Source organism: Streptomyces synnematoformans, from assembly GCF_039531005.1.
Taxonomy (GTDB): Bacteria; Actinomycetota; Actinomycetes; order Streptomycetales; family Streptomycetaceae; genus Streptomyces; species Streptomyces synnematoformans.
Genome location: NZ_BAAAPF010000351.1, coordinates 1 through 7,069, shown reverse-complemented (window position 1 = coordinate 7,069; position 7,069 = coordinate 1). Strand labels below are relative to the sequence as shown.

Sequence of the window (7,069 nt, the reverse complement as noted above, 5' to 3'; positions counted from 1 at the left end):
CGCCCGCCGGCCTGACCGTCGGCGACCGGGCGCGCCCGCCGAACGTCGAGGGCGTACCGCAGTTCGGCTGGCTGCCCCGGGACACCAGGCCCGGGGAGATCCAGACGGCCTACCGGGTGCGGGTCTTCGCCGCCGGCGGCCACCGCGACGGCCCGCGGCCGGTGTGGGACAGCGGCCGGGTCGGCTCCGGACGGCAGTCGTACGTGCCGTACGCCGGCCCCGAGCTGGCGCCCGGCGCCACGTACACCTGGACGGTGCGGACCTGGGACCGGGCGGGGCAGGCGTCGCCGTGGGCACCGCCCGCGTCGTTCGACACCGGCCTCGCCGACGGCGACTGGCAGGCGGAGTGGATCCGGCGGACGACCGGGGAACCGGACGACTACACCCTGGCGCGCAAGGAGTTCGCCGTCGGCGCGAGCCCGGTGGTACGCGCCCGGCTGTACGTGGCGTCCCAGCACCAGTACGAGGCGCGCGTCAACGGCGAGCCGGTCGACCGCGGCCAGGCGTTCAACCACCCCGACCAGGGTTACTACCAGACCACCGACGTCACCCACGCGCTGCGGGCCCGCACTCGGGCGGCCGTCGGCGTGCTCGTCCACTGGTACGGCGGCGGCCAGGGCCGGCCGGCGGCGGCGCCGGGGCTGCTCGTCCGGCTCGTCGTCGACCACGCCGACGGCTCCCGCGAGGTCGTCGTCACCGACGCGTCCTGGCAGGTCGCCCGCGCCCCCTGGCTCACGGCCCCGCGCCGCAACGGCGACGGCGGCGACTACGTCGAGCACGTCGACGGCAGGCTCGCGGGGCGACTGCACGGCTGGGACGAGCCGGGCTTCGCGGCGGCCGGCGCCTGGGCGGCGCCGCAGGTCGTCGGGGCGCACCCGGCGGGGCCCTTCACCCGGCTGCGCGGCCAGGAGCCCCGGCTCGCCTTCGAGGACGTGCGCCCCGTGAGCGTCACCACCCTCGACTCGGGCGCGGTGGTCGCGGACTTCGGCAAGGTCGTCCCGGCCCGGCCGGTGGTCCGCTTCCGCGCCGGGACCGCGGGACGGGACGTGTCCATGCACGCCGGCTACGTCCTGAAGCCGGACGGCAGCGTGTCCGAGTCCGCCGACGACAACCAGGACACCGACCTCTCGTACGGCTACGTGCAGCGCGACGGCAGGCAGTCGTTCGAGGCGTTCACCTACGAGGCGTTCCGGTACCTGCAGATCGACAACCCCGGCGAGCCGATGGACGCGCGCTCGGTGTCGGCGGTCGTCCAGCACACCGACGTGGACCCCGGCAGGGCCGCGACGCTCCACAGCTCCGACGAGACGCTGGACGCGGTCTTCACGCTCCTGCGGAGGTCGGCCCTGTACAGCGCGCAGGAGCAGTTCCTGGACACGCCCACCCGCGAGAAGGGGCAGTTCCTCGCGGACTCGGTGGACATCTCCCGGGCGCTGATGGCGGGCTACTCGGAGCGCGTGCTGACCCGCAAGGCGATCCGCGAGTTCGCCGAGTCGCAGCGGCGCCACTGGCCGGACGGCCGGCTCAACGCGGTCTACCCGAACGGCGACGGCAAGCGCGACATCCCCGACTTCACCGAGATGTACCCCGGCTGGGTGTGGGAGTACTACCTGCGCTCCGGCGACCGTACGACGCTGCGCGACGCCTACCCGGTGATGGCGGCCGTCGCCGACTACGTCCGCCGCTACGTCGACCCGGACACCGGCCTGGTCACCAACCTCGCCGGCGGCTCCGGCGCCTACCTGGGCGGCATCGTCGACTGGCCGGTCCGGTACGGCTACGACACCGGGACCGCCGCCCGCACCACCGTGAGCATCCTCGCGGTCGACGCCCTGCGCCGGACCGCGGACGCCGCCGCCGAGCTGGGCCGGCCGCGGGCCGAGGCCCGGGCCCTGCGCGCCGACGCCGACCGGCTGAGCGACGCGGTCAACGCACGGCTGCGGCGGCCCGACGGGATCTACGTCGACGGGCTCACCGCCGACGGCGCGCAGAGCACCCACGCCTCCCAGATCGCGGGCGCCTACGCCCTCGCCTTCGGCGTCGCCCCGGAGCGCGACTGGCCGGTCCTCGCCGACCACCTCGTCGCGCTGGGCCTGGAGATGGGGCCCATGACGGCGAACTGGCTGCTGACCGCCCTGCACCGGGCCGGCCGCGACGGCGAGGTGCTACGCCGTCTCACCGACCCCGACAGCAGGGGGTGGGCGAACGTCCTGGCCCGGGGCGGCACGTTCACCTGGGAGTCGTGGGAGGCGCCGGAGCGCGGCGACAGCCTCTCGCACGGCTGGGGCTCGACGGCCCTGGTCGACGTCCAGCAGGCGCTGCTCGGCGTCACGGTCACCGCACCCGGCGCCGCGGCCGTAAGGATCCGCCCGCCGCGCGGCACCCCGCTGACCCACGCCGCCGGCACGGTGCCGACCCAGCGCGGCCCGGTCGGGGTGCGCTGGCGCACGGTCGACGGCGGCACCGCCCTCTCCGTGGACGTACCGGTCAACGTGACCGCCGAGGTCTGGGTGCCGGTCACCGACCACCGCCCGCCGCGGGCACGGGCCGCGGGCCCCGACGGCGAGCGGACCCCGCGGTTCGAGGGCGTCCGCAACGGCTACGCGCGCTACTCCACCGGCTCCGGCCGAGGCACGTTCGCCCCGGGGGACGCGGCCGAACCCACCCTGGAGCGGCCCCACTGAAGAAGCCAGTTCCACCGCCTCCTGTCTGAGGTGGTTGAACCGGTCATCAGGTTTTCCGCAGCTCATCACGGGCATGCATGAGTCATGCATGATGAAGCCCATACGGCGAATCTTCTGGGGGCCGCTGCGCTCGCCCTCGGTGACATGGTGGTCGCCGAGGTGACGCGGGCGGCCAGCACGAGTTCGAGCGGAGCTGCCGCGCTGGTGGTGTTGTCCACGGACCCCGGCTTGAGCGTCACCGAGCTGGGCCGGCGGGTGGGACTGAGCCAGTCCGCGGCGGCCCGGATGGTCGACGGCCTGGAGAAGCAGGGGCTGGTACGCAAAGAAGCCAGCTGGGGAGCGTGGGTCCGCCTCCAGCTCAGTGATGTGGGTGCACGGGCAGCCCGCACTCTCCTCGCGTGCCGAGGCGACGTGCTGCGACAGGCGCTGAGCCGTCTCGACGACGGTGAGCGGGAGCAGCTCGGCCGGTTGCTGGGCAAGGTCCTGGCGGGTTTGTACCGGCAGCCCGGTGACGCCGAACGCATCTGCCGGCTGTGTGACCGATGTGCCTGCGTCCGGGATGGTGCGACCTGCCCGGTGGGTCAGGCGGACCGGGACCGCCGGGCCGGCCACGAGCGCGAGCATGGGTGAACTGCTCGCTCTGCTGTCCGCTCTCTGTTTCGGCATCACGCACTTCGTCAACGGCCTGGCCTCGCGCAGACACAGCGGGCTGACCGTCGCACTTCACGCCCAAGTGGGCGGCACCGCACTCGGGCTGCTTCTCGCGCTGGCTGTGGGCGGTGGAACCGCCTCACTCGCCGACTACGGCTGGGGTGCGCTGTCGGGGGTGGGGACGGGAGTCGGGGTCGCCTTTCTGTATCAGGCGATGTCGCAGGGGGCGATGAGTGTGGTCGTCCCGGTCAGCGATGTCGGAGCCGTGGCTCTTCCGGTCCTGGTCGGGGTGTGTTTCCTCGGAGAGCGCCCCGCCCTTGCCGCATGGGTGGGGATCGCCGCCGTCCCGCCGGCGCTGTGGCTGGTCTCGCAGAAGTCTTCCAGTCTCGGTGACGACCAGAGCGGAGCGCTGTCTGCGGGGACGCTCAGTGCCTTGATTGCCAGCGTGGGGTTCGGCGTGCAGTTCCTCGCCATGGCGCAGGTAGGCACGAACAGCGGTTTGTGGCCGGTGGTGCTGAGCAGGGTGGCCTCCGTCGCGGTCATCGCCGTAGTCCTGAGAGCCTATGGCGCCCCGGGAGGGCTGACGGGACGGCCGTGGGTGGCAGTGGCGGCGGCCGGCGCCCTCGGCACACTTGCGATCGTGCTGTACCTGGAAGCCACCAGCCAACAGCTCATGGCCATCGCCACCGTACTCTCCGCCCTCTACCCCGCCGTTCCCGTCCTCCTCGCCCTGATGCTGCTGAAGGAGCGCCTCAACCGCCGACAGGCCACCGGTCTCATCTGCGCGGCGCTTGCGATTGGGCTCATCGCACTGCGCTGAACGTGCCAGCCCGCTGACAACAAGCCTGTCGATGTGACAACTGTCGTGCTTCGGCTCACGAGCGTGGTGCCGTCGTCCAGGTGCCGTGCCACGGGGCGGCCCACGCAGGACGCTGCTCGCACCGCCCGAGCCGGCGCCGCCGCGACCGCCGGCCGCGAAGTTGCCGGGGTGGTACGGGCACCACGCGGGGACGTCGGGCGGCGCATGGGCGGGCCCGGGCACTTGTGTCCGGGGCGGCTAATCTCACGTACCATATTATTCTGTGCGAATATCGCAAATCATGGAAATAGTCAATAAGGCACCACTAGTTGACGCTTGTCACACGCGATGCGACATTCTTCTCGCGACCGGTCGTTCAACGTTCGGGTTCTCGAACGCCACCGGTGGCGTGTGCGCACACCGCAACTTCCGCACGGCACTCGACCACTGCCCATCCGGCTCCGCTCGCTCGCCGTAGCGGGCACGGAGCATGGACTGCCCGGAGGCTTCTGTGCGAATGACGCAAGTGCACGACCCGTACCCGCGTGTGACCGCGACAGACCACCTGCCCGACGCCGACCGCCGGTTGTTCCGGCAGTTCGGCTGGGGGCCCGCGAGCTCACCGACACACCGTCTGATCCACCACCCCATCGAGGAGTACGCCGCCGCCCACCCGGCCGCTGTCGCCGTCGAGCATCTGGGCGAGACCCTCACCTACGGCCAGCTCGACCGGCACGCCGAGCGGCTGGCCGGCGTGCTCGCCGGCTTCGGGGTCGGCCCCGGCGACTCCGTGGGGCTGTTCCTGCGGCGTTCGCTGCCGATGACCGTCGGCCTGCTGGGGACGCTGAAGGCGGGTGCCGCCTACGTGCCGCAGGACGTCGGCGTGGCCCCCGCGGCGCAGTTGCGCCACGTGATGCGCACCGCCCGGACGAAGGTCGTCCTGACCGCCTCGGACGTGGCCGGCCTTGTCCCGGTGCCCGAAGGGGTCGCCCTCGTCAACGTCGACGAGGTGATGTCCGGCGCGCTTCCCGCGGGCCCGGCGCAGGCTGCCCGGCGTGCCGCGGCCGGGCGGCGGCCCGCGGTCCCCGATGACGCCTGCTACGTGCTGTTCACCTCCGGCACCACCGGCACGCCCAACGGCGTCGTCGTGACCCACCGCAACGTCTGCAACCTCCTGCTCACCGAGCCCGGCGGCCTGGGTATCCGCCCTGGCCTGGCCGTGGCCCAGCTCCTCAACATCGCCTTCGACATGGCGTCCTGGGAGATTCTCGGCTGCCTCGCACACGGCGCGACCCTGCTCATCCGGGGCCGGGACATCGCCGCCACCGCCGAGCGCGCCGACGTGCTGATCGCGACCCCGACCGTGCTGAGCCGGATCGACCCGGCCCGCTGCACGCGCGTGCGCACCGTCGCCGTCGCGGGCGAACCCTGCCCTCGCCCGATCGCCGACACCTGGGCCGGGGCCGCCGACTTCTACAACTGCTGCGGCCCCACCGAGACCACGATCGTCAACACCATGCACCGGCACACACCGGGCACACGGCTGACCATCGGCCGCCCCACTCCCAACAACACCGTCTACGTCCTCGACGACCGGCTCTCCCCGCTGCCCATGGGCGAGGTCGGCGAGATGTGGGCCGGCGGGGACTGCGTCTCCGCCGGCTATCTGGACAACCCGGCCCTGAACACGGAGCGGTACGCGCCCGACCCCTTCCGCGGCGGCGGAGCGATGATGTTCCGCACCCGCGACCTGGGGCGGTGGACGCCGGAGGGCGAGCTTGAGCACCTCGGGCGCACCGACGACCAGGTGAAGGTGCGCGGCTTCCGCGTCGAACTCGACTCCGTTTCCGCCGTGCTGGAGTCCGTCCCCGGCTGCCGGCAGGCCGTGACGCTGCGGCGCGACGAGCGCAGCCTGGTGTCGTTCGTGACCCCCGCGGACGTGGACACGGACGCGGCGCGGCGTGCCGTGTCCGCGGCGCTGCCGTACTACTGCACGCCCGCGGAGGTGCACGCGCTCGACGCGCTGCCGGTCACCGCGCGTGGCAAGACGGACAGGGCGCAGCTGCACCGGCTCGCCGCCGCCGGCCCCGTCCCCGCCCCTGCCCCCGTCATGTCGGCCGTTGCGCAGGGAGTCGTCTCATGACGGCCCCGGTCACGCACGAGGTCGTCCCCGCGCGGGAGCCGTCTACGCCGGAGGAGGTGCGGCTGCCTCCGCGTACCGGGGCCCTGCGCCGTGCGCTCAAGCACCCCCGGCTGATGCACTACAACCGGCTTGCCGCCGGTGTGCTCGCCGTGAACCTCGCGTTGGCCGTGGTCGGCGCCGCCGGAGGACAGTGGAGTTCACGGACGCTGTCGTACGCGGCGCTCGTCAACATCGCGCTGGCCGTGGTCGTGCGCAACCAGTACGTCATCAACCTCTTCTTCCGCGTCGCCACCGCTGCCCCGACCCGCTGGCCGCTGAAGGTGCGCTGGACGCTGGGCAAGGTCTACCACTTCGGCGGGCTGCACGTCGGCGGCGCCCTCGCCGGCTCGCTGTGGTTCTGCGCCGCGGTGGCGGCACTGACCGCCGAGGGTGCGGACGCCGCCGTGCTGGCGGTGAGCTACGCCCCGCTGCTGCTGCTCGCCGCCATGCTGGTGACCACGCTGCCGCGGATCCGCACCCCGCACCACGACCTGTTCGAGCGCACCCACCGCTTCGGCGGCTGGGCGAGTCTGGCCCTGCTGTGGGTGCAGGCGGCGCTGACCGGTTCCGCGGTGGCGCTGTGGGTGCTGGCGGGCATCACGGCCACCGTCGCGCTGCCGTGGCTGCGGTTGCGCAAGGTCCAGGTCGACATCACCCGCCCGTCGGGGCATGTGGCGTTGCTGCGGTTCAACCTCGGCGTTATGCGGTCTGTCAACCTGTCTCAACGCCGAGGTGTCTCACAGCTGATCTACG

General features: G+C 72.9%; 4 protein-coding genes and 1 pseudogene. All 5 read left to right on the top strand.

The window, feature by feature from the left end:
• Positions 1-2,684 (top strand): family 78 glycoside hydrolase catalytic domain (locus ABD317_RS31595; RefSeq protein WP_344294431.1); only part of this gene is annotated, 2,684 nt, incomplete at its 5' end.
• An 84-nt stretch (positions 2,685-2,768) separates the two neighbouring features.
• The gene (locus tag ABD317_RS31590) at positions 2,769-3,314 is read left to right on the top strand and encodes a MarR family winged helix-turn-helix transcriptional regulator (protein ID WP_344294429.1); all 546 of its coding nucleotides are present in this window, start codon (positions 2,769-2,771) and stop codon (positions 3,312-3,314) included.
• On the top strand, positions 3,307-4,155 hold the full coding sequence (locus ABD317_RS31585; RefSeq protein WP_344294427.1) for an EamA family transporter: 849 nt from the start codon (positions 3,307-3,309) through the stop codon (positions 4,153-4,155). The genes ABD317_RS31590 and ABD317_RS31585 overlap by 8 nt, the downstream gene beginning before the upstream one ends.
• Before the next feature lie 496 nt (positions 4,156-4,651).
• A complete protein-coding gene (locus ABD317_RS31580; protein WP_425582484.1) occupies positions 4,652-6,277 on the top strand; it encodes an amino acid adenylation domain-containing protein in 1,626 nt (541 codons plus the stop codon).
• Positions 6,274-7,069, top strand: a pseudogene (locus ABD317_RS31575) (hypothetical protein); the annotation flags it as partial. The gene ABD317_RS31580 and the pseudogene ABD317_RS31575, both read left to right, overlap by 4 nt.